Origin of the sequence: Streptomyces sp. NPDC051582, assembly GCF_040681715.1 — a bacterium.
Lineage (GTDB): Bacteria > Actinomycetota > Actinomycetes > Streptomycetales > Streptomycetaceae > Streptomyces.
In genome coordinates this window covers 44,807-66,797 of the sequence record NZ_JBFAZJ010000002.1, presented here as the reverse complement: position 1 = coordinate 66,797, position 21,991 = coordinate 44,807, and the positions used below count along the sequence as shown (strand labels likewise).

Annotated in this window: 18 protein-coding genes; 12 read left to right on the top strand and 6 right to left on the bottom strand. The window is 72.8% G+C overall.

Annotated features, from left to right (window positions below):
- Window positions 1-267: 267 nt before the first annotated feature.
- Together AB0M92_RS03415 and AB0M92_RS03410 are read right to left on the bottom strand one after the other, a co-directional pair.
- Window positions 268-1,488: an acetyl-CoA C-acetyltransferase gene (locus tag AB0M92_RS03415; protein ID WP_366100406.1), complete on the bottom strand. Its 1,221-nt coding sequence runs from the start codon at window positions 1,486-1,488 to the stop codon at window positions 268-270.
- 180 nt (window positions 1,489-1,668) lie between these two features.
- The gene (locus AB0M92_RS03410) at window positions 1,669-2,730 is read right to left on the bottom strand and encodes an SGNH/GDSL hydrolase family protein (protein WP_366100405.1); all 1,062 of its coding nucleotides are present in this window, start codon (window positions 2,728-2,730) and stop codon (window positions 1,669-1,671) included.
- A gap of 134 nt (window positions 2,731-2,864) precedes the next feature.
- Between AB0M92_RS03410 and AB0M92_RS03405 the strand changes: the two genes are divergently transcribed.
- Complete coding sequence (locus AB0M92_RS03405; RefSeq protein WP_366100785.1) at window positions 2,865-4,247, top strand: cystathionine beta-synthase; 1,383 nt, start codon at window positions 2,865-2,867, stop codon at window positions 4,245-4,247.
- A gap of 328 nt (window positions 4,248-4,575) precedes the next feature.
- Here the strand turns inward: AB0M92_RS03405 and AB0M92_RS03400 are convergent, their stop codons facing one another.
- Window positions 4,576-4,947: a hypothetical protein gene (locus AB0M92_RS03400; protein ID WP_366100404.1), complete on the bottom strand. Its 372-nt coding sequence runs from the start codon at window positions 4,945-4,947 to the stop codon at window positions 4,576-4,578.
- A gap of 244 nt (window positions 4,948-5,191) precedes the next feature.
- Here AB0M92_RS03400 and AB0M92_RS03395 point away from each other — a divergent pair, with 244 nt between their 5' ends.
- Window positions 5,192-6,037: a MurR/RpiR family transcriptional regulator gene (locus AB0M92_RS03395; RefSeq protein ID WP_366100403.1), complete on the top strand. Its 846-nt coding sequence runs from the start codon at window positions 5,192-5,194 to the stop codon at window positions 6,035-6,037.
- A gap of 17 nt (window positions 6,038-6,054) precedes the next feature.
- On the opposite strand, the gene AB0M92_RS03390 is transcribed toward AB0M92_RS03395, so the two are convergent.
- Window positions 6,055-7,416 (bottom strand): diaminopimelate decarboxylase, encoded by a 1,362-nt coding sequence (locus AB0M92_RS03390; protein WP_366100402.1) that lies wholly within the window; start codon window positions 7,414-7,416, stop codon window positions 6,055-6,057.
- A gap of 104 nt (window positions 7,417-7,520) precedes the next feature.
- Between AB0M92_RS03390 and hutU the strand changes: the two genes are divergently transcribed.
- From hutU to AB0M92_RS03350, 8 genes are all read left to right on the top strand, one after another.
- Window positions 7,521-9,185: a urocanate hydratase gene (gene hutU / locus AB0M92_RS03385; RefSeq protein WP_366100401.1), complete on the top strand. Its 1,665-nt coding sequence runs from the start codon at window positions 7,521-7,523 to the stop codon at window positions 9,183-9,185.
- Between the two features lie 35 nt (window positions 9,186-9,220).
- Window positions 9,221-10,411, top strand: a complete 1,191-nt coding sequence (locus AB0M92_RS03380) for an allantoate amidohydrolase (protein ID WP_366100784.1) — start codon at window positions 9,221-9,223, stop codon at window positions 10,409-10,411.
- Window positions 10,402-11,778, top strand: a complete 1,377-nt coding sequence (locus AB0M92_RS03375) for a formimidoylglutamate deiminase (protein WP_366100783.1) — start codon at window positions 10,402-10,404, stop codon at window positions 11,776-11,778. Before AB0M92_RS03380 ends, AB0M92_RS03375 begins: the two co-directional genes overlap by 10 nt.
- A gap of 23 nt (window positions 11,779-11,801) precedes the next feature.
- A complete protein-coding gene (gene hutI, locus AB0M92_RS03370; protein WP_366100400.1) occupies window positions 11,802-12,980 on the top strand; it encodes an imidazolonepropionase in 1,179 nt (392 codons plus the stop codon).
- Window positions 12,981-13,107: 127 nt separating this feature from the next.
- Window positions 13,108-13,797, top strand: a complete 690-nt coding sequence (locus AB0M92_RS03365; RefSeq protein ID WP_366100399.1) for an LPXTG cell wall anchor domain-containing protein — start codon at window positions 13,108-13,110, stop codon at window positions 13,795-13,797.
- Between the two features lie 17 nt (window positions 13,798-13,814).
- Complete coding sequence (locus AB0M92_RS03360) at window positions 13,815-14,855, top strand: hypothetical protein (RefSeq protein WP_366100398.1); 1,041 nt, start codon at window positions 13,815-13,817, stop codon at window positions 14,853-14,855.
- Window positions 14,856-14,935: 80 nt separating this feature from the next.
- Window positions 14,936-15,973 (top strand): hypothetical protein, encoded by a 1,038-nt coding sequence (locus AB0M92_RS03355; RefSeq protein ID WP_366100782.1) that lies wholly within the window; start codon window positions 14,936-14,938, stop codon window positions 15,971-15,973.
- A gap of 14 nt (window positions 15,974-15,987) precedes the next feature.
- Window positions 15,988-17,337, top strand: a complete 1,350-nt coding sequence (locus AB0M92_RS03350; protein ID WP_366100397.1) for a hypothetical protein — start codon at window positions 15,988-15,990, stop codon at window positions 17,335-17,337.
- Between the two features lie 76 nt (window positions 17,338-17,413).
- Here the strand turns inward: AB0M92_RS03350 and AB0M92_RS03345 are convergent, their stop codons facing one another.
- Window positions 17,414-18,931, bottom strand: coding sequence for an oligopeptide:H+ symporter (locus AB0M92_RS03345; protein WP_366100396.1), 1,518 nt, complete (start codon window positions 18,929-18,931; stop codon window positions 17,414-17,416).
- Between the two features lie 476 nt (window positions 18,932-19,407).
- Between AB0M92_RS03345 and AB0M92_RS03340 the strand changes: the two genes are divergently transcribed.
- Together AB0M92_RS03340 and AB0M92_RS03335 are read left to right on the top strand one after the other, a co-directional pair.
- On the top strand, window positions 19,408-20,085 hold the full coding sequence (locus AB0M92_RS03340; protein WP_048479095.1) for a response regulator transcription factor: 678 nt from the start codon (window positions 19,408-19,410) through the stop codon (window positions 20,083-20,085).
- A 15-nt stretch (window positions 20,086-20,100) separates the two neighbouring features.
- Entirely contained in the window at window positions 20,101-21,366 is a 1,266-nt protein-coding gene (locus AB0M92_RS03335; protein WP_366100395.1) for an ATP-binding protein, read from the top strand.
- A gap of 44 nt (window positions 21,367-21,410) precedes the next feature.
- Here AB0M92_RS03335 and AB0M92_RS03330 read toward each other — a convergent pair whose 3' ends face one another.
- Window positions 21,411-21,947 (bottom strand): GtrA family protein, encoded by a 537-nt coding sequence (locus AB0M92_RS03330; RefSeq protein ID WP_366100394.1) that lies wholly within the window; start codon window positions 21,945-21,947, stop codon window positions 21,411-21,413.
- Between the last annotated feature and the right edge of the window lie 44 nt (window positions 21,948-21,991).

The following is a 21,991-nucleotide window of genomic DNA, read 5'->3' as shown; positions in this document are numbered from 1 at the left end:
GTGTCAGCAACGCCGCAAGGGATCAAGCGGATCCCTTGCGGCGTCTGGACGGCGGAACCCGGCTCGGCTCAGCCGCTCGATCCTTTGGTCGCGCTGAGCTGCGCCACCGCTACGGGCAGGTGCCGCTGCTCGTACCTCGCAGCGACCCCTACCCTCCGCTCCGGCTCAGCTCAGCCGCTCGGTCTTCTGGTCGCGCTGAGCTTCGCCACCGCTACGGGCAGGTGCCGCCGCTCGTACCTCGCAGCGACCCCTACCCTCCGCTCCGGCTCAGCTCAGCCGCTCGATCACCATCGCCATGCCCTGGCCGCCGCCGACGCACATGGTCTCCAGACCGAACTGCTTGTCGTGGAACTGGAGGCTGTTGATCAGCGTGCCGGTGATGCGGGCGCCGGTCATCCCGAACGGGTGACCGACGGCGATGGCGCCGCCGTTGACGTTCAGCTTCTCCAGCGGGATCTCCAGGTCGCGGTACGACGGGATGACCTGGGCCGCGAAGGCCTCGTTGATCTCGAACAGGTCGATGTCGCCCACGGTCAGACCGGCGCGCTTCAGGGCCTGCTTCGACGCCTCGACCGGGCCGAGGCCCATGATCTCGGGGGAGAGGCCGGTGACGCCGGTGGAGACGATCCGCGCCAGCGGGGTCAGGCCCAGCTCCCGCGCCTTGGTGTCGCTCATGATGACCAGCGCGGCGGCGCCGTCGTTGAGCGGGCAGCAGTTGGCGGCCGTGACCAGGCCGTCGGGGCGGAAGACGGGCTTGAGGCCCTGGACGCCCTCCAGGCTCACGCCGGCGCGCGGGCCGTCGTCCGCGGAGACGACGGTGCCGTCCGGGGTGGTGACCGGGGTGATCTCCCGCTCCCAGAAGCCGTTCTTGATGGCGGCCTCGGCGAGGTTCTGCGAGCGGACGCCGAACTCGTCCATGTCCTGGCGGGTCACGCCCTTGAGCCGGGCCAGGTTCTCGGCGGTCTGGCCCATCGAGATGTAGGCGTCGGGGACGAGGCCGCCCTCGCGCGGGTCCTGCCACGAGGAGCCCTCGCTCTGCGCGACGGCGGCCGTACGGGCCTCCGCGTCGGCGAAGAGCGGGTTGTGGGTGTCGGGCCAGGAGTCGGAATTGCCCTTGGCGAACCGCGAGACCGTCTCGACGCCGGCCGAGATGAAGACGTCGCCCTCGCCCGCCTTGATGGCGTGCAGCGCCATGCGGGAGGTCTGGAGGGAGGAGGAGCAGTAGCGGGTGATGGTGGTGCCGGGCAGGAAGTCCATGCCCATCTGCACGGCCACGATGCGGGCCAGGTTGTTGCCCTGCTCGCCGCCCGGGAGACCGCAGCCGAGCATCAGGTCGTCGATCTGGCGCGGGTCCAGCTCGGGGACCTTGGCGAGGGCGGCCTGGATGATCGTGGCGGTCAGGTCGTCCGGACGCACGTCCTTGAGGGACCCCTTGAAGGCGCGCCCGATGGGGGAGCGGGCGGTGGAAACGATGACTGCTTCGGGCATCGGGGCTCCAAGGGGGGTGAGTTGCGGCTCGTTGCGGGACCGCAAGCGAAGTTACCGGCCCGTACGGTCGAGGTCACCGACTTGGGCATGTGATGCCGGTCGCTCCGCGGGTGGAACGCGCCGGGCCGGCCTTCTGTTCCGGGCCCCGGCCCGGCCCGGCCCGGCCGCGCCCGGCGGCCCTCAGCCCGGGGACGGGGTGTCGGCCCGGGGCGGGGACGGGGACGCCGCCCGGGAGGCCGGAGCGGCCGCCAGGTCCTCGGCCGGGACCCGCCTGCGCCGGCGGTGCTTCAGCAGGGCCCACGGGCCGCGGGCCGGGGTGACCTCCGTGCCCGCCTGCCCGGCGGCGGCCGACGCCGCCTTGGCCACCGGCAGCATGTCCTCGTCCCGCGCCACCTCCAGCCGGTCCGACTCCGGCCACAGCGACAGCGCCGCGCAGAGCGTGGGCAGGACGGCCATGGCGGCCGTCGCGTAGCCCTCCGCCGAGGGGTGGTACGAGTCCGGGCCGAACATTTCGCGCGGGTTCGCCGCGAACTCCGGGCCCAGCAGGTCTCCCATGGAGACCGTACGGGCCCCCAGGGCGACGACCCCTATCGTCTGCGCGGCGGCCAGCTGGCGCGAGACCCGCCGGGCCAGCCAGCGCAGCGGCTGGTACACCGGCTCGATGGTGCCCAGGTCGGGGCAGGTGCCGACCACCACTTCGGAGCCCGCGAGCCGCAGTCTTCGTACGGCCGAGGTCAGATGGCGCACCGACTGCGTCGGCGGCATCCGCCGCGTCACGTCGTTCGCGCCGATCATGATCACGCACACGTCCGGCGGCGGCAGCTCCCCGTCCAGGAGCAGCCCCGCCTGCCGTTCGAGGTCGTCGGACATGGCCCCCGAGAGGGCCACGTTCCGCAGCTCCACCGGCCGCTCGGCCACCGCGGCCAGCCCCGAGGCGAGCAGCGCGGCCGGGGTCTGTCTGGCTCTGCGCACGCCGAGCCCGGCGGCCGTGGAATCGCCCAGCATGCCGAGCCGCAGCGGCCCCGCGCCCGGATCCGGACCGGCCGCGACCAGCGCCGCGAACTCGCTCCCGTACAGCCCGTCCGCCCGCGGCGGATCGCCGAGCCCGGTGCCCACCGTCCGCTTCGCGAACTGGACCTCCGCCAGCACCAGCCCCACGGCGGCGACTCCGACCAGCCCGAGCCCGCCTCCGCCGTACGCCGCGCCCGCCGCGATCCGGCGGGCCGTCCTCGCCCTGGACACCCCTTGAGCCACCTTCCCTTCCTGCCGGGTCCCGATGACCTACCTGCCCCGTACTGCCGGTCGGCCAATCCCTTTCCGCTTAGTCTGGCGTGACCTCCCGGAGAACCCGTGGAGTCCCCTCCCTGGAGAACATGGTGCAATTCCACGACTCGATGATCAGCCTCGTCGGCAACACCCCGCTGGTGAAGCTCAACCGTGTGACCGAAGGCCTGCAGGCCACCGTCCTTGCCAAGGTCGAGTACTTCAATCCCGGTGGATCCGTTAAGGACCGCATCGCCGTCCGGATGATCGAGGCCGCCGAGCAGAGCGGTGCCCTCAAGCCCGGCGGCACCATCGTGGAGCCCACCAGCGGCAACACCGGTGTAGGACTCGCCATCGTGGCCCAGCAGAAGGGCTACAAGTGCATCTTCGTCTGCCCTGACAAGGTGTCCATGGACAAGATCAACGTGATGCGCGCCTACGGCGCCGAGGTCGTGGTCTGCCCGACCGCCGTCGACCCCGAGCACCCGGACTCGTACTACAACGTCTCCGACCGCCTGGCGCGCGAGCCCGGCGCCTGGAAGCCCGACCAGTACAGCAACCCGAACAACCCCCGTTCGCACTACGAGACCACCGGTCCCGAGCTGTGGGAGCAGACGGACGGGAAGATCACCCACTTCGTCGCGGGCGTCGGCACGGGCGGCACGATTTCGGGTACGGGCAACTACCTCAAGGAGGTGTCCGGCGGCAAGGTCAAGGTCATCGGCGCCGACCCCGAGGGCTCGGTCTACTCCGGCGGATCGGGCCGGCCGTACCTGGTCGAGGGCGTCGGCGAGGACTTCTGGCCGACCGCGTACGACCCGAACGTGACGGACGAGATCATCGCGGTGTCCGACAAGGACTCCTTCCAGATGACCCGTCGCCTCGCCAAGGAGGAGGGCCTGCTCGTCGGCGGCTCCTGCGGCATGGCGGTCGTCGCGGCGCTGAAGGCCGCCGAGGGGCTCGGCCCGGACGACGTGGTCGTCGTCCTGCTGCCGGACAGCGGCCGCGGCTACCTCAGCAAGATCTTCAGCGACGAGTGGATGGCGGGACACGGCTTCCTGGAGGACGCGGGCCCGGCGGCGCGCATCGGCGACGTGCTGAACGACAAGGAGGGCGGCATCCCCTCCCTCGTCCACATGCACCCCGAGGAGACCGTCGGCGAGGCCATCGAGGTGCTGCGCGAGTACGGCGTCTCGCAGATGCCGATCGTCAAGCCCGGCGCCGGCCACCCGGACGTGATGGCCGCCGAGGTCATCGGCTCGGTCGTGGAGAAGGAGCTGCTGGCGGCGCTGTTCGCGAAGCAGGCCTCGCTGTCGGACCCGCTGGAGAAGCACATGAGCCGGCCGCTGCCGCAGGTCGGTTCGGGCGAGCCGGTGTCGGAGCTGATGTCCGTACTGGGCGAGGCGGACGCGGCGATCGTGCTGGTCGAGGGCAAGCCGACCGGTGTGGTGAGCCGGCAGGACCTGCTGGCGTTCCTCGCCAAGGGCGCGAAGTAGCCGCGCGGTAGCCGCGAAGTGGCGCGAGCGCGTGGCGCGATGACGCCGTGTCGGGCCGTCGCACAAAAGGTACGGGACCGTCATGTGGTGGCAGCACCGGCTTAACACGGCTCCGGCACAGTGGTGGTTGTCGGCAGGGAGGGCGAACCTCCCGGCCGGCACCACCGAACGGCGTTGGCGTACGTCCGGAGCGGCTCCCGGACCGCGCGAACGCCACGGACGCGGACGGCCCTGACCCGGCCCGTGTCCTTCGCGGGGACCGCCGTCGTCCCGCCCCTCGCTCGCGCGAGGGTGCGGCGGTCCCCGCGCACACCCTCCCGGTCCGGTGTCACTCGGCCTTGTCGCGCAGGCGCAGGCGCTTCGTGGCGTGGACGAAGTTCACGCCGAGTACGCCCGCCCAGGCGACCAGCAGGCCGCTGAGCCCCGCCTGCGTGGCGCCGATGGCCGACAGCGGGATCGCCAGGACCAGCGTGACGATGGCGAAGCCGAAGCGTTCGCCGAAGCCGCCCTCCAGCGGGGACGGCCTGCCGGCGGGGCCGCCGCGGGCGGCGGCCAGCCGCTCCTCGGCCAGCCTGCGCCGGACCTGCGTGTCGACCTTCTCCACGAAGGAGTCCACGAGCGCGGCCTCGTAGTCCGGCCCCAGCTCGCGCCGGGCGTCCAACGTCGCGTCGAGTTCCTTCTTCAGCTCCTGGGACTCCATGCGCCCAGCGTAGGAACGGCCGGCGGCCGGGACACTGGGGTTAGCCCCCGTATTCCCCGCCGCGCCGCGCCGCGCCCCGCCCCACCCGCGCCCGTCCCGCCCCGCCCCCCACCCCCGCAATTCCCCCGTTTTCGCCGCCGTCCCGGCCCGGGACGTCTCGCGGAGCGGTCCGCGGCTTGCCGTGCTGCATAACCGCATGCAGAGTGCTCGGTGACTGAATATTCACGGGGACGGAGGGGTCGGGATGAGCGACAGCCCGGCAGCGCGGCTGCAGAAGCTGTTCGAGGGGCACCGGCTGACGCCCACCCAGCGCCGGATCGCCCACTGCATGGTGCGCGGGGCGGCCGACGTGCCGTTCCTGTCGAGCGTGGAGCTCGCCGATCTGGCCGGGGTGAGCCAGCCGTCGGTGACCCGGTTCGCGGTGGCGCTCGGCTTCGACGGCTATCCGGCGCTGCGCCGGCACCTGCGGGAGGTGGCTCCCGCCGAGCGGGCCGCGGCCGCCGCGCACGAGGACGCGTACAACGAGTACCAGCAGGCCGTCCAGGGCGAGATCGAGAACCTGCGGCAGCTGTCGGCGATGCTCGCCGACCCCTCGTCGGTCGAGGAGGCGGGGCGGGTGCTGGCCGGGTCCCGTCCGCTGCCGGTACTGGGGCTGCGCGCGGCGTCCTCGCAGGCGCGCGGGTTCGCCTACTTCGCCGCCAAGGTGCATCCGGACGTACGGCTGCTCGACGAGGGCGGCTCGATGCTCGCCGACCGGATCGACGCGGCGGCGGGGGCGGGGGCTTCGGCGCTGCTGTGCTTCGCGCTGCCGCGGCATCCGCGGGAGGTGGCGGAGGCGCTGGACCACGCGCGGGGGGCGGGGCTGAAGGTGGTGACGGTCGCCGACTCGGCCTTCGCGCCGGTGGCCCGCTCCTCGGACCTGCTGATTCCGGCGCCGGTCGGCACGGGCCTGGCCTTCGACACGGCCTGCGCGCCGATGCTGCTGGGCCGGGTGCTGCTGGAGGCGATGGCCGACGCCCTCCCCGACGCCCAGGCCCGCCTGGAGGCCTTCGACGCCCGCGCGGCGGCGCGGGGCCTGTTCGTGGAGTAGCCGGGGCGCGGCCGGCGTCACAGGAGGGCGTCGCGGAACTCGCCGCCCGCCTCCGTGACCAGGGACGCCGGGGACTGCCCGGGGCGGGCCAGGGTGAAGCGGGTCCCGCCGGAGGGCGTGGTGGTGAAGCCGTGGACCGCGGGGCGGGGGAGGCTGTTGTAGCCGTAGTGGGCCGTGAAGAAGTACGCGCCCGTGTCCGGGACCGCGACCAGGTCGCCCGGGTCCAGTTCCGGGAGGTCCCGGCCCGTGGCCAGCAGATCGCCCGCGAAGCAGGCCGGTCCCGCGATGTCGTGGGCGACGGGCGGGCCGGTCTTCGGGGCGCCCTTGGCGTCGTACGGCAGGATCCGCAGCGGCCACGCCGCCGGGGCGTACACCGTACGGGTGGCCAGCTGGACCCCCGCGTGCGTGAGCGCGATCCGGCGGCCCCCGGTGGTCTTCGTGTACTCGACCCGGGAGACCACCAGCCCGTGCTTGGCCAGCAGCGACCTGCCGAACTCCGTCACCAGGCCGTAGCGGCCGCGGAACAGGGCCGGCACGGCCTCGCGCAGGGCCGCCACGTACTGCGCGTACGTCGGGGTCTCCTCGTCCGAGTCGAAGTTCACCGGCAGGCCGCCGCCGATGTCGAGGGTGTCGACCTGGCGGCGTCCGGCCGCCGCGTTGATCTCCTCGGCCAGGGCGTGGAGGTCGCGCACCCCCTGCGCGATCAGGGACAGGGGGACGCCCTGCGAACCCGAGTGGATGTGCAGCCGGGTCAGCCACGGGCGGTCGAGGTACGCGCTGACCAGCCACGCGCGGGCGCCCGGATCCCGGAGCGCGACGCCGAACTTCGACGTCGTGGTGGCGGTGGAGAGGGCGTCGATCGTGCCCGCGCCCGTCTGCGGATTGATCCGGATCCCGACCGGGGACCGGGTGGGGGCGCCCGCGATCAGCGCGTCCAGGCGGTCCAGCTCCTGGCGGTTGTCCGCGTTCACCGCGATCCCCAGGGCCAGTGCCTCGCGCAGCTCGGCCACCGTCTTGGCGGGGGAGTCCAGGACCGTCCGCCGCGGCTCCACCCCCGCCGCCCGGGCCAGCTCCAGCTCGCCCGGACCGGCCACCTCGCAGCCCAGGCCGTGCTCCGCCAGCAGCCGCAGCACCGGCACCAGCGGGCAGGCCTTCACCGCGAAGGCGTGCAGGACGGGGGTACCGGGAGCCAGGACGGCGGCGAAAGCGCCGGTCAGGGCGGCGGCGGAGGAGCGGATCCCGGCCACGTCCAGCAGGCAGACCAGGGGCTGCGAGCCTTCCGCCCCGCCCACCAGACCCTGCTCGACGGCGGCCCGTACGGCCAGGTCCCGGCGCTTCGCCGCGTCCGGAGCGTCCATCGCGTGCATCTCGGCAGCCATGCCCGCCAGCCAATCACCCGGCGGGTCGGCCCGCAGCTGTTGACTGAATCTATTCAGGCAGCCAGGATGTGAATGGATTGACCAACACCGGAGGAGGCACCGCCATGTCAGGACCCCGCCCCGTACGTGCTGCGCGAGGCACCGAGCTCAGCACCCTGGGATGGCAGCAGGAAGCCGCCCTCCGGATGCTCCAGAACAACCTCGACCCCGAGGTCGCCGAGCACCCCGACAAGCTCGTCGTCTACGGCGGCACCGGCAAGGCCGCCCGCGACTGGCGCTCGTACGACGCGATGGTCCGCACCCTGCGCACCCTCAAGCAGGACGAGACGATGCTCGTCCAGTCCGGCCGTCCCGTCGGCGTGATGCAGACCCACGAGTGGGCGCCGCGCGTGCTGCTCGCCAACTCCAACCTGGTCGGCGACTGGGCCAACTGGGAGGAGTTCCGCCGTCTGGAGTCCCTCGGCCTGACCATGTACGGCCAGATGACCGCCGGTTCCTGGATCTACATCGGCACCCAGGGCATCCTCCAGGGCACCTACGAGACCTTCGCGGCCGTCGCCGCGAAGAAGTTCGACGGGACCCTCGCCGGCACCATCACCCTGACCGCCGGCCTCGGCGGCATGGGCGGCGCCCAGCCGCTGGCCGTGACGATGAACGACGGCGTCGCGATCTGCATCGACGTCGACCCGCGCGCCATCGAGCGCCGCATCGAGCACCGCTACCTGGACGTCAAGGCCGACAACCTGCGCCACGCCCTCCAGCTGGCCGTCGAAGCCCGCGACGCCCGCAAGCCGCTCTCCATCGGCCTCCTCGGCAACGCCGCCGAGCTGCTCCCGCAGATGCTCGCCGAGGGCGCCCCGATCGACATCGTGACGGACCAGACCTCCGCCCACGACCCGCTCGCGTACCTGCCCGTCGGCGTCGACTTCGACGACATGGCGGCGTACGCGGCCAAGGACCCGGCCGGCTTCACCACCCGCGCCCGCGAGTCCATGGCCAAGCACGTCGAGGCCATGGTCGGCTTCATGGACGCCGGAGCCGAGGTCTTCGACTACGGCAACTCCATCCGCGGCGAGGCCCAGCTGGCCGGCTACGACCGCGCGTTCGCCTTCCCCGGCTTCGTCCCGGCCTACATCCGCCCCCTCTTCTGCGAGGGCAAGGGCCCCTTCCGCTGGGCTGCCCTGTCCGGCGAGGCCTCGGACATCCACAAGACCGACAAGGCGATGCTGGAGCTCTTCCCCGAGAACGAGTCCCTGCACCGGTGGATCAAGATGGCCGGCGAGCGCGTCCACTTCCAGGGCCTGCCGGCGCGCATCTGCTGGCTCGGCTACGGCGAGCGCGACAAGGCCGGTGAGCGCTTCAACGAGATGGTGGCCGACGGCACCCTCGCCGCCCCGCTGGCCATCGGCCGCGACCACCTCGACTGCGGTTCCGTCGCCTCCCCGTACCGCGAGACCGAGGCCATGCTCGACGGCTCCGACGCGATCGCCGACTGGCCGCTGCTCAACGCCATGGTCAACGTGGCCTCCGGCGCCTCCTGGGTCTCGATCCACCACGGCGGCGGCGTCGGCATGGGCCGCTCCATCCACGCCGGCCAGGTCACCGTCGCCGACGGCACCAAGCTGGCGGGCGAGAAGATCCGCCGCGTGCTCACCAACGACCCCGGCATGGGCGTCATCCGCCACGTCGACGCGGGCTACGACATCGCCGAGACGGTCGCCGACGAGCGCGGCGTCCGCGTCCCCATGCGCGAGGGCGACGACGCGTGAGCGACAACCCCGCCGGGGCGGCCTCGTTCCACACCATGTGGGACGAGCTCGCCCCCATCGGCCGCCACGCCGAGTCCGGCGGCTACCGGCGCCACGCGTGGACCGGGGCCGACGCCGACTGCCGGACCTGGTTCCAGGCCCAGGCCCAGGCCCGCGGCCTCGCGTACGAGACCGACCGCAACGGCAACCAGTGGGCCTGGCTCGGCGACCCCCTCGCCGGTGACGCCGTCGTCACCGGCTCCCACCTGGACTCCGTGCCCGACGGGGGCGCCTTCGACGGCCCCCTGGGAGTGGTGTCCTCCTTCGCGGCCCTGGACGAACTCCGCAGGAGGGGCGCGGAGTTCGCCAGGCCGCTGGCCATCACCAACTTCGGCGACGAGGAAGGGGCCCGCTTCGGCCTCGCCTGCGTCGGCTCCCGGCTGGCCGCCGGACAGCTGACCAAGGAGAAGGCGTACGAGCTCCGCGACGCCGACGGGATCAGCCTGCCCGAGGCCATGGAGGCCGCCGGGTACGACCCCTCGGCCATCGGCGCCGACCCCGAACGCCTCGCCCGCATCGGCGCGTTCGTCGAGCTCCACGTCGAGCAGGGCCGGGCCCTGGACCTCTCCGGCGACCGCGTCGGCATCGCGTCCGCGATCTGGCCGCACGGCCGCTGGCGGTTCGACTTCCGCGGCGAGGCCAACCACGCCGGCACCACCCGTCTCGTGGACCGCCGCGACCCGATGCTCACGTACGCCTCGACCGTCCTGGCCGCCCGGACCGAGGCGGCCCTCGCCGGGGCGGTCGCCACCTTCGGCAAGATCTCCGTCGAGCCGAACGGCGTCAACGCCATCCCCTCGCTGGTGCGCGGCTGGCTCGACTCCCGCGCCGCCGACCAGGCGACGCTGGACACCGTGGTCACCGCCATCGAGAAGGCAGCGCGCGAGCGCGCCGACCAGGACGGCATCGACCTGGCCGTCGTACGGGAGTCCTTCACCCCGGTCGTCGAGTTCGAGCACGCGCTGCGCGACGAGATGAACCGGATCCTCGGCGGCTCCGTACCGGTCCTCGGCACGGGGGCGGGACACGACGCCGGAATCCTCTCCGCCGCCGTCCCGACCGCGATGCTGTTCGTACGGAACCCGACCGGGGTCTCCCACTCCCCGCGGGAGTTCGCCGCCGAGGACGACTGCGTGGCCGGAGTCCTCGCGCTGGCCGACGTACTGGAAGGACTGGCCTGCCGGTGAAGACGTACTGGTTGGAACACGCCTGGCTCGGCACGCACGTGGAGCCGGGAGTGGCCCTCACCGTCTCCGGCGGCGACGGCGCCGCGGGCGGCGTGGCGGGCGGCTCCGAGGGGCGGATCGCCTCCCTGCGGACCGGGGTCGAGACCCCGCCGCCGGGAGCGGAGGTACTGCGCGGCCTGACCGTTCCGGGGCTGGCCAACGCGCACTCGCACGCCTTCCACCGGGCACTGCGCTCCCGCGTCCAGGTGGGGTCCGGGACCTTCTGGACCTGGCGCGAGTTCATGTACCAGGTCGCCCAGAACCTCACCCCCGACACGTACTTCGCGCTCGCGCGGGCGGTGTACGCGGAGATGGCGCTGGCCGGCATCACCAACGTCGGCGAGTTCCACTACGTGCACCACGCCCCGGGCGGCGCCCCGTACACCGACCCCAACGCGATGGGCGAGGCGCTGATCGAGGCGGCCGCGGCGGCGGGCATCCGGATCACGCTGCTGGACACGGCGTACCTGTCCTCGGGCTTCGGCAAGGCCCCCGACCACCACCAGCTGCGGTTCTCGGACGGGACGGCCGAGGCGTGGGCGGAGCGGGTCTCGGCCCTGAAGCCGCGCGAGCACGCGCTGATCGGGGCGGCGATCCACTCCGTACGCGCCGTACCGGCGGACCAGCTGGGCACCGTCGCCCGCTGGGCCGAGGAGCGGCGGGCCCCGCTGCACGTCCACCTCTCGGAGCAGACCGCCGAGAACGAGGCCTGCAAGGCCGCGCACGGGCGCACCCCGACGCAGCTGCTGGCCGACCACGGGGTGCTCGGTCCGCGGACCGTCGGCGTCCACAACACGCACCTGACGGACGGGGACATCGCGCTGCTCGGCGGTACGACCACCGGCACGTGCATGTGTCCCACCACGGAGCGGGACCTGGCCGACGGCATCGGCCCGGCCGTCCGGCTCCAGCACGCGGGCAGCCCGCTCTCGCTCGGCAGCGACAGCCATGCGGTGATCGACCTCCTGGAGGAGGCCCGCGCGATGGAGCTCAACGAGCGGCTGCGGAGCCGGACCCGGGGGCACTGGACGGCGAACGCGCTGCTGGCGGCGGCGACGGCGGACGGCCATGCGGCGCTGGGCCTGGCCGACGCGGGCCGCCTGGAGGCTGGCGCGCTCGCGGACTTCACCACGATCGCGCTGGACTCCGTCCGTACGGCGGGTCCGCTGCCCCGCCTCGGCGCCGAGACGGCCGTCTTCGCGGCCACGGCCGCCGATGTCCGCCACACGGTGGTGGGCGGCCGCCACATCGTCCGCGACGGGTCGCACACCCTGGTCCCGGACGTCCCGTCCGCCCTGTCCGAGTCCATCGCAGCCGTCCGCGGCTGACGTTCTCGTTCCCGAAGGGAACCATGTCCACCACCCTCGTCACCAACATCGGCAGTCTCGTCACCAACGACCCCGCGCTGGGGGACGGCAGCCCCCTCGGGCTCGTCCGGGACGCGGCCGTCGTCATCGACGGCGAGACCATCGCCTGGGTCGGCCCCGCCGACCGGGCCCCGGCCGCCGACTCCGCGTTCGACGCGAGCGGCCGGGCGCTGATCCCCGGCTTCGTCGACTCCCACTCCCACCTCGTCTTCGCCGGCGACCGCACCGCGGAGTTCAACGCCCGCATGTCCGGGCGCAGCTACTCCGCAGGCGGCATCCGCACCACCGTCGCCGCCACCCGCGCCGCCACGGACGCCGAGCTCGAAGCCAATCTGGTCCGGCACCTCGACGAGGCCCGCCGCCAGGGCACCACCACCTTCGAGACCAAGTCCGGCTACGGCCTCACCGTCGAGGACGAGGCCCGCGCCCTGCGCATCGCCGCCGCGCACACCGAGGAGGTCACCTACCTCGGCGCGCACATCGTCTCCCCCGACTACGCCGAGGACCCGGCCGGCTACGTCGGCCTCGTCACCGGCGAGATGCTCGCGGCCTGCGCCCCGTACGCCCGCTGGGTCGACGTGTTCTGCGAGAAGGGCGCCTTCGACGGCGACCAGGCCCGCGCGATCCTCACCGCCGGCGCCGCCGCCGGGCTGATCCCGCGCGTCCACGCCAACCAGCTCTCCCACGGACCCGGCGTGCAGCTCGCGGTGGAGCTGGAGGCCGCCTCCGCCGACCACTGCACCCACCTCACCGACGCCGACGTCGACGCCCTCGTCCAGGCCGCGGACACCACCGTCGCCACGCTGCTGCCCGGCGCCGAGTTCTCCACCCGCGCCCAGTGGCCCGACGCCCGCCGCCTGATCGACGCGGGCGCCACCGTCGCGCTGTCCACGGACTGCAACCCCGGCTCCTCGTACACGAGCTCCATGCCCTTCTGCATCGCCCTCGCCGTACGCGACATGCGGATGACCCCGGACGAGGCGCTCTGGTCCGCCACCGCCGGCGGCGCCCGCGCCCTGCGCCGCACCGACATCGGCCGGATCGCCCCCGGGGCCCGCGCCGACCTGGCCCTCCTGGAGGCGCCGAGCCATGTCCACCTGGCCTACCGGCCGGGCGTTCCGCTGGTTTCGGCGGTCTGGCGGAAGGGCGTCCGCGCACACTGACGAACGGTCAATCCCGGCCTGTCCTTTGTCTTCCCTCCGTAAGGCCCCGGGCGTACCTTGAGCCACCAATCTGATGCGCCGTCAGGAATCGGCCATCGGGAACCCGTGGCCCGAGGGGAAGACGAAGGTGTCCGACCGGAAACGCTCCACCGCGCTCGCGCTGGCCTCCGCGCTGGCCGCGGCGGCGGTCCTGCTGGCCGCCCCCGCAGCCCACGCGGACGTCGTCGACGTCGCGTACGACTGCAAGACCCCCATCGGGGACAAGTCGGCGGTCTCGCCCATCGACATCAAGGCCGTCAAGGAGGGCGGCGGGTACAAGCTGACGATGTCCTTCCAGAAGGGCGTCTCGTCCAGCCCCGTCGAACTCGGCAAGGGCGCCATGAGCCCCAGCGCCGTCATCCTCGTCGGCGGGGCGGAGAAGGCGTCCGTGCCGGTCTCGGGAGCGTCCAATCCCGAGGCCGTGCCCGCCAACACCCCCATCAAGATCACCGATCTCTCGGGCACCTACACCCCCAAGAAGAGCGGCAAGGTCACCTTCACGGCGGGCGTGCTCACCATCAAGGCGCTGGGGACCACGACCACCTGCACCCCCGGCAACAGCCCCAAGCCCTCCCTGGAGATGGACGTGACGGGCGCGGGATCGTCCGGCGGGTCCGGAGGATCCGGGGAGTCCGAGGGCACCGCGGAGGACACCCTCCCGCAGACCGGACCCACCGACTCCGCCCTCGCCCTCGGCACCCTCGGCGCCACCGTGCTCCTCACCGGCGCGGCCGGCGTGCTCTGGCTGACCCGGCGCGGCCAGCGGGCCCGGTCCTGAACGGAGCGCCCCCGGCCATGCCCGTGCTCCACACCCCCGCGCCCACCGCCGGCCGGCGCCCGAGCGCCGCGCTGCTCGCCGCGGCCCTGCTGCTCGGGGCCGCGGGCGGCGCCGCCGTCACCGCGACCGCCGCCCACGCCGACGAGCCCGGCTGGACCGCCGAGCCCGCCGCGGGCGGCGCCGGGCCGGCGCGCCCGTACTTCTACCTCGCGGGCCCGGCCGGCACCGTCCTGGAGGACCGGCTGGCCCTGACCAACACCTCCGACCGGGAGCACACCGTCACCCTGCGCGGGGCCGACGCCTACAACACGGCGGACGGCGCCCTCGCCGTGCGCCCGGCGGTGCCCCCGGCCGCAGACGGCCGCAGCGGCACCGCCCCCGGCGCCGGCTCCTGGATCAGCTTCGGGTCCGCCGCCACCGTGAAGATCCCGCCCCGCACCCGCGCGGTGGTCCCCTTCACCGTCACCCTCCCGCCCGCCTCCCTGCCCGGCGACCACCCGGCCGCCGTGATCGCCGCCGAGGACGGCCGCGAGGCGGGCGTACGGGTCCACCTGCGCGTCGGCGGCCCGACGCTGGCCGCCCTCACGGTCGAGGACGTCTCCGTGCGCGGCAAGGGGGCCCGCGCGGTCGTCGCGTACACCCTGGTCAACCGGGGCAACGTGGCCCTCGTCCCGGAACTGGCCCTGCGCGCCGAGGGCCTCTTCGGCGAGGTCCCCGGCCGGACCGCCCGCCCCCTGCCCGTGGAACTGCTCCCCGGTCAGCGGGTGTCGCTGACCGAGCCCTGGCCCGGGGCGCCGGTCCTGGACGACGTCGACCTCACCCTCACCGTCACCGCCCCCGGCGCGGCCCCGGCCACCGCCGGCGCCTCGGCGCGGTTCGTGCCCTGGGGGATCGCGGCCCGGATCGGCGCGGGGCTGCTCGGCCTCGGCGGGGTCGGCCTGGCCGCACTGCTCCTCGTACGCAAGCGGCGGGCCCGCGGCGGGCCGCCGGCGGGCGAGGAGCCCGTACCCGCGGGGAAGCGGGCACCGGAACACGAGCTGACGGGAGCACCCAGGTGAGCGCAAGGGTCGGCGGGACGGCCGGCGGGACGGGCGTCCGAGGGCTCTGCGGAAAGGTCGTGGCGTGCCTCGCGACGGGGTTGGCACTGTGCGCCCTGATCCTGTTCCCGGCCCCGGCGGCGCTCGCCGCCGAGGGCGAACCCGCCGTGGCGCTCTCGCTCCAGGAGGCCGCCAAGGGCGCCGAGATCACCGTCACCGGCACCGGCTGGCGCGCCAAGACCCTGGTGATGCTGCTGGTCTGCGGACAGAACATGATCGGCGGCACCAACAGCTGCGCCAACGCCGACGGGGCCGCGGTCTCGGTCGGCGACGACGGCCGGTTCGCCGCCCGGCTGGCCGTGGCGGCGCCGCCCAAGCCCTGCCCCTGCGTCGTCAACGTCACCTCCGTGGGCGGGGACCAGGCCACCGTCGCCGCCCCCCTGAAGATCACCGGCCACCCGGTGGCCGAGCTGCCCGCCGAGTCCGGTTCGGCGCGCCTGGCCATGCTCAGCGGGGTCCGGCTGGAGGGCGGGGACGGGGTGCTGACCTGGTTCGGGGCCCCGCCCGCCCGGAAGTTCACGGTCACCGTCGGCAACCTCGGCTCGGCCCCGGTCAAGGACCCCGTCTTCCAGCTCGGCACCGCCCACGGGGTGTTCGCGCCGCTGTGGGACGAGGTCCGGTGGAAGGGGACGATCCCGCCGGGCGGCAAGGCGGAGGTCCGGCTGAACGTCAGCCTGGCGGCGGGGGCGCACGGGGACTACACCGTCTCCCTCAAGTACGGGGACACGGTCGTGGCCACGCAGCCCTGGGGCGTGGACCGTCCGTACGGGGTGGTGCTGTTCTGGGGCCTGCTCCTGCTGGTGATCCCGGCCGCGGTCTTCCGCATCGGCATGGCCGTCGTCGACAAGGTCCGGCCGCGCACGGCGGCGACGGGCGGCGGCCGCCACCGGGGCGCGGGCGCCCCGGAGCCGGGCGGCCCCTCCGGGGCCGGGCCGGCGCCCGCGCCGGACTCCCCCCAGACCACCACGGCGGTACTGCCGTGGTTCACCCCGGACAGCGCGCCGGGGCCGAGGAACCCACACGTACCACAGGCGTCCGCACCGTCTGAGAACAGTCCGACGACGAAAGGACCTTTGTGAAGACCCAACGGAGGGTGAGCGCGGCCGTGATCGCGCTGCTGCTCGGCGGCGCCGGCATCGCCATCGGGGCCGGTCCCGCCCAGGCGGCCGAGACCAAGTTCAACGTCAAGTGCGTGCCGCCGGCGGGCGGCGGCGACCCGGTGGAGGGCGAGACCACCGCCAAGGTCACCGCCCCGGCGTCGGCGAAGGTCGGTGACGAGATCGACGTGTCCTGGGAGACCGTGAAGCCGGCCTCGAACAACACGGACCTGATGGACATCCCGCAGGACGCGGTCCAGCCCACCGGCTGGATCACGGTGGGCGGCGGGGGCGGCGAGCTGAAGGTCGTCGGGGAGAAGAAGAACCCGCCGATCCCCAAGAAGGCCCCCATGCAGATGTCGACGATGAAGGGGAAGCTGAAGCTCACCAAGGCGGGCAAGATCACGCTGACCCCCGGCAAGTACGACGTCGCGGTCACCTTCTCCTTCGGCACGTTCGTCACCAAGTGCGCGCCCACGGGAGCCGTGGGCGTGGGCGCGACCATCGACGTGTCGGCCGGCACCAGCGGCGGCACGACCGCCGGTACGACGAGCGGCACCACGTCCGGTACGACGAGCGGCACCACGTCCGGTACGACCAGCGGGACCACCGCCGGTACGACGAGCGGCACGTCGAGCGGCTCGACCAGCGGGTCCACCGCCGGTTCGACCGCCGGATCGACCGCCGGGTCCACCGCCGGTGGCGGCGGCGGCCAGACCGACTTCCCCGGCAAGCCCGTCGAGGTCGCCTTCGACTGCGGTCCGGTCGTCCCCGGCGGCATCAAGACCCCGGTCACCATCAACGCCAAGAAGAACGGCGGCGGTTACGACCTGACCGTCAAGACCGCCAAGGGCGCGATGGCCAGCCCGATGGCCCTGCCGGCGGGCGCCCTCAAGCCCTCGATGAACATCAAGCTCGGCGGCGCCGACAGCGGCACGGTCAAGGTCTCCGGCCCGGCCAACGCCGAACCGATCCCGGACAAGGCGCCGGTCAGCCTCAGCGACATGACCGGCACCTACAAGCCCGGCAAGACCGGCAAGGTCACGCTGAGCCCGGACCAGTTGACGATCGACGTCACGATGGCCCCGGGAGCCACGCCGATCAACGTGCCCTGCAAGGCGGCCAGCAGCGGCGTCTCGCTGGAGCTCGACACCACCGCCCAGGAGGGCGGCTCCGGCTCGCCGGCCACCACCGGCTCCACCTCCGCCTCGGGCGGCCTCGCGGAGACGGGCGCCGAGGACGAGGGCGGCATCAAGGCCCTGGCCCTGGTCGCCGGCACGGTGATCCTGCTCGGCGGCGCGGTCTTCACGTTCACCCCGTGGCGTCGCCTGCGCGGCACGAGGTAACCCGTACGGGCGAAAACACGGCGGCCCGGCACACCAGGAGGTGTGCCGGGCCGCCGCGCGCGTCAGAGGAGGTGCGTCAGTGCACGTCGCCCATCAGTACCTGGACCTTCTTGCGGTACGCGTAGACCGCGAAGCCGGCCAGGGCCGCGGCGAGCGCCTGGAAGGCGATCACCCAGGTGCCGTTGAGGTCGACGCCGCCGATGGACAGGAGGCTGGTGATGCAGTCACCGGCGGTGACCGCGAGGAACCAGACGCCCATCATCTGGGAGGCGTACTTCTGCGGGGCCATCTTCGTGGTGACGGAGAGGCCGACCGGGGAGACGCACAGCTCACCGATGGTCTGGATCATATAGATCGAGACCAGCCACATCGGGGAGACCTTGGTGCCGTCGCCGGCCATGCCCATCGGGACGATGAAGACGAAGAACGAGGCACCGATCAGGACCAGGCCCATCGCGAACTTCACGATGGTGTTCGGCTCCTGGTTCTTGCGCGCCAGCCACACCCACAGCCAGGCGAAGACCGGGGCCAGCGCCATCACGAACAGCGGGTTCAGCGACTGGTACCAGGTGGCCGAGAAGCCGAGGCCGAAGACGGTGTCGGCGGTCTTGTCGTCCGCGAACAGGGACAGCGTCGAGCCACCCTGGTCGTAGATCATCCAGAAGACGGCGGCGGCGATGAAGAACCAGATGTACGCGGTCATCTTCGACTGCTCGGCGCCCGACAGGTCCTTGTCGCGCTTGATGCGGGTCAGGACGGCGATCGGGATGAACAGACCGGCCAGCGTCAGCGGGACCAGGGCCCAGTTCAGCGTGTACGCGCCGAGGCCGATGACGGCGCCGTAGAAGACGGCGATGGCCACGACCACGAGGACGACCTTGGTCAGGACGGCCTTGCGCTCCTCCGCCGACAGCGGGTTCGGAACGATGCTGCTCTTCGGGCTCAGGTGCTTGGTGCCGAGCAGGAACTGGGTCAGACCCAGGCCCATGCCGACCGCGGCGAGGGCGAAGCCCAGGTGCCAGTTGTGCTCCTTGCCGACCGTACCGACGACCAGCGGCGCGACGAAGGCGCCGAGGTTGATGCCGATGTAGAAGAGCGTGAAGCCACCGTCACGGCGCGGGTCCTCTGGGCCGTTGTACAGGTGGCCGACCATCGTGGAGATGTTGGCCTTCAGCAGACCGGAGCCCGCCGCGACGAGGATCAGACCGACGAAGAACATCGCCTGACCGGGGACGGCCAGCGAGAGGTGACCGGCCATGATCACGAAGCCTGCGATGGCGACCGTCTTGCGGGCGCCCCAGACACGGTCACCGAACCAGCCGCCCGGCATGGCCATCAGGTAGACCATCGAGACGTACACGGAGTAGATGGCCGTGGTGGTGGCCGCGGTCATGGCCAGACCGCCACCCTGGCTGCCCGTGGCGGCGTCGGCGCCGCCCGAGACCAGGTAGTACACCAGGAGTGCACGCATGCCGTAGTAGGAGAAACGCTCCCACATCTCGGTCATGAACAGAGTGGCCAGGCCACGGGGGTGGCCGAAGAAGGTCTTCTCGGTGGACGGGTCCGCCGAGTCCCTCGTCAGGCTGGAAGCCATGGTCGATCCTTGCTTGCTCGGGACGCTTCGCTTCGTGAGCGGAACAGCGCCCGGTGGGGGGTGGCCGGCACCGGCGACGGGTGTCCCACCCCACGCCCAGGGGTCTGCCCCCGTCCTCGAAGGAGGGGGGCAGGGGACATCCGTAACCGGGATCCACGCCCCGGCGCGCACCTTTGGCGCTCGGGGCCCGGCCTACAGGTCATTCACTGTCATCTGGGCCGGTTGAAACCGACCAGAGCAGAATTTGAGGTCTTTGGCTCGCTTTTCGGCACAAAGATCCCCTGGGTAGTGCATCAGGCGTCTCGCCACCATACGACAGGACACTGCGGCATATGGAAGGACTTGAGATATGGATCACAGGATTCCGGGGAACCGTTTGATCGTATTCGAAGGCCGTTAGTAGTTCATAAGCCCAGATCGAAAGGGGTCTTCGGGCACGCCCCTCATCACACCCGCCGCGCACTACCATCACCCACATGACGCGTGTACTGCTCGCCGAGGACGACGCATCCATCTCGGAGCCCCTGGCCCGCGCCCTGCGCAGGGAGGGGTACGAGGTCGAGGTCCGGGAGGACGGCCCCACCGCCCTGGACGCGGGACTTCAGGGCGGCGTCGACCTCGTCGTCCTGGATCTGGGCCTGCCGGGCATGGACGGCCTCGAAGTCGCCCGCCGGCTGCGCGCCGAGGGCCACGGCTTCCCCATTCTCGTACTCACCGCCCGGGCGGACGAGGTCGACACGGTCGTCGGCCTGGACGCCGGCGCCGACGACTACGTGACCAAGCCCTTCCGCCTGGCCGAGCTGCTGGCCCGGGTCCGGGCCCTGCTGCGGCGCGGCGCGGGCGACGCCACCCAGGCCCCCGCCACCCACGGCGTGCGGATCGACGTCGAATCGCACCGCGCGTGGATGGGGGAGGAGGAGCTCCAGCTCACGGCCAAGGAGTTCGACCTGCTCCGGGTCCTCGTCCGCGACGCCGGCCGGGTCGTCACCCGCGACCAGCTGATGCGCGAGGTCTGGGACACCACCTGGTGGTCCTCCACCAAGACCCTCGACATGCACATCTCCTGGCTGCGCAAGAAGCTCGGCGACGACGCCGCCAACCCGCGCTACATCGCCACCGTCCGCGGGGTCGGCTTCCGCTTCGAGAAGAGCTGAGCGGCCTCCCGGACCATGCGCCGCCGCCTGATCAACTCCACGCTCGCCGTGGTGCTCGTCGTCATCGCCGTCTTCGGGGTCTCCCTGGTGATCGTGGAGACCCGGACGATCACCAGCAGCGCCCAGGACCGCATCGAGTCCGAGGCGCTGCGCCTGGTCGGCATGGTCGAAGCGAGCGTCCTGGAGCGCAAGCCCATCGACGCCCACGCCCTCGCCGAGCAGCTCGACATGGGCGGCTACGCCAGGATCACCGTCCCCGGTCAGCCGCCCGTGGAGGTCGGCGACCGGATCCCCGACAGCGTCATCCGCGGCACCGCCAAGGGTGAGCAGGGGGAAACCGTCGTCGTCGAGGAGTCCCGCTCCACCGTGACCCGGGAGGTCGGGCGGACCCTGGCCGTGGTCGGAGCGGTGGCGCTGCTCGCCGTCGTGGCGGCCGTACTGCTCGCGGTACGGCAGGCCAACCGGCTGGCCTCGCCGCTCACCGACCTCGCCGAGACCGCCGAGCGGCTGGGCTCGGGCGACCCGCGGCCGCGGCACAAGCGGTACGGGGTCCCCGAGCTGGACCGGGTCGCGGACGTACTGGACTCCAGCGCGGAGCGGATCGCCCGGATGCTGACCGCCGAGCGGAGGCTGGCCGCGGACGCCTCGCACCAGCTGCGCACCCCGCTCACGGCCCTGTCGATGCGGCTGGAGGAGATCACGGTCACCGACGACCTGGAGACCGTACGGGAAGAGGCGACGATCGCCCTGACCCAGGTGGAGCGGCTCACGGACGTGGTCGAGCGGCTGCTGACGAACTCGCGGGACCCGCGGACGGGCTCGGCGGTCCCCTTCGACCTGGACGAGGTCGTCAAGCAGCAGGTGGAGGAGTGGCGGCCGGCCTACCGCAGCGCAGGGCGGGCCATCGTGCGCTCCGGGAAGACGGGCATGCGGGCGGTCGGCACCCCCGGCGCCGTCTCGCAGGTGCTGGCGACCCTCGTGGAGAACGCGCTGATGCACGGTGGCGGCACCGTCGCGCTGCGTACCCGGGTGATCGGGAACCAGGCGGTGCTGGAGGTCACGGACGAGGGGCCGGGGGTGCCGCCGGACCTCGGCAACAGGATCTTCGAGCGGGCGATCAGCGGGCGCAATTCCACCGGGATCGGGCTGGCGGTGGCGCGGGACCTCGCGGAGGCCGACGGGGGGCGCCTGGAGCTGCTGCAGACGCAGCCGCCGGTGTTCGCACTGTTCCTGAGCCGGACGGCCCCGGAGCGGCCGGCGCCGGAGCAGACGGTGCGCTGAACGGCTGACGCCGGGACCGTGCAGGGCGACGCCGGGGCGACGCGCTACTTCGCGGCGTGCTCGGGGGCGCGGGTGGCGCCGGCGGCCTTGCCGCGCGGGGAGGAAACCACGGCCGCGACCTCGGTGGTATCCGGCCGGGGCTCCGGCAGGGCCTTGAAGACCCAGGTCCGGTACGACCAGAAGCGGAACACGGTGGCGGTGCCGATGCCGATGAACTTGAACACGTTCGTCGCGACCGGGCCGTCCCAGCCGAACCCGTAGGTGGCGGCGTACAGCACGCCGTTCTCGATCACCAGGCCGATCACGCTGAAGGCCACGAACAGCGGCAGCTCGCGGGAGCCGCCGGTGCGGGCGCGGTCGCGGTAGGTGAAGTACCGGAAGCCCAGGTAGTTGGTGGTGATCGCCACGACGGTGGCTATGACGCTCGCCCGGACGACCTGGAGGTCGGTGGTGTGGCGGATCAGGTTGAAGACGCCCAGGTTGACGAGCACACCCACGCCGCCGACGGCCCCGAACTTCGCGACTTCGCGGGCGAGGCCGCGTACGCGTTCGAGCGCGGAACCCTGCTGCGGCGTGCTCATGTGATGGATCAGTCCTGTCGTCACCGCCCCGGTCGGGGGCGTCC

What these genes read in the sequence shown, in the direction of transcription:
- hutU (WP_366100401.1), top strand. Translation starts at nt 7,521, where the DNA reads ATGTCAGGACCCCGCCCCGTACGTGCTGCGCGAGGCACCGAGCTCAGC.
- AB0M92_RS03400 (WP_366100404.1), bottom strand. Translation starts at nt 4,947, where the DNA reads ATGGAGTCCCAGGAGCTGAAGAAGGAACTCGACGCGACGTTGGACGCC.
- hutI (WP_366100400.1), top strand. Translation starts at nt 11,802, where the DNA reads ATGTCCACCACCCTCGTCACCAACATCGGCAGTCTCGTCACCAACGAC.
- AB0M92_RS03345 (WP_366100396.1), bottom strand. Translation starts at nt 18,931, where the DNA reads ATGGCTTCCAGCCTGACGAGGGACTCGGCGGACCCGTCCACCGAGAAG.
- AB0M92_RS03380 (WP_366100784.1), top strand. Translation starts at nt 9,221, where the DNA reads ATGTGGGACGAGCTCGCCCCCATCGGCCGCCACGCCGAGTCCGGCGGC.
- AB0M92_RS03360 (WP_366100398.1), top strand. Translation starts at nt 13,815, where the DNA reads ATGCCCGTGCTCCACACCCCCGCGCCCACCGCCGGCCGGCGCCCGAGC.
- AB0M92_RS03335 (WP_366100395.1), top strand. Translation starts at nt 20,101, where the DNA reads ATGCGCCGCCGCCTGATCAACTCCACGCTCGCCGTGGTGCTCGTCGTC.
- AB0M92_RS03395 (WP_366100403.1), top strand. Translation starts at nt 5,192, where the DNA reads ATGAGCGACAGCCCGGCAGCGCGGCTGCAGAAGCTGTTCGAGGGGCAC.
- AB0M92_RS03390 (WP_366100402.1), bottom strand. Translation starts at nt 7,416, where the DNA reads ATGGCTGCCGAGATGCACGCGATGGACGCTCCGGACGCGGCGAAGCGC.
- AB0M92_RS03415 (WP_366100406.1), bottom strand. Translation starts at nt 1,488, where the DNA reads ATGCCCGAAGCAGTCATCGTTTCCACCGCCCGCTCCCCCATCGGGCGC.
- AB0M92_RS03340 (WP_048479095.1), top strand. Translation starts at nt 19,408, where the DNA reads ATGACGCGTGTACTGCTCGCCGAGGACGACGCATCCATCTCGGAGCCC.
- AB0M92_RS03330 (WP_366100394.1), bottom strand. Translation starts at nt 21,947, where the DNA reads ATGAGCACGCCGCAGCAGGGTTCCGCGCTCGAACGCGTACGCGGCCTC.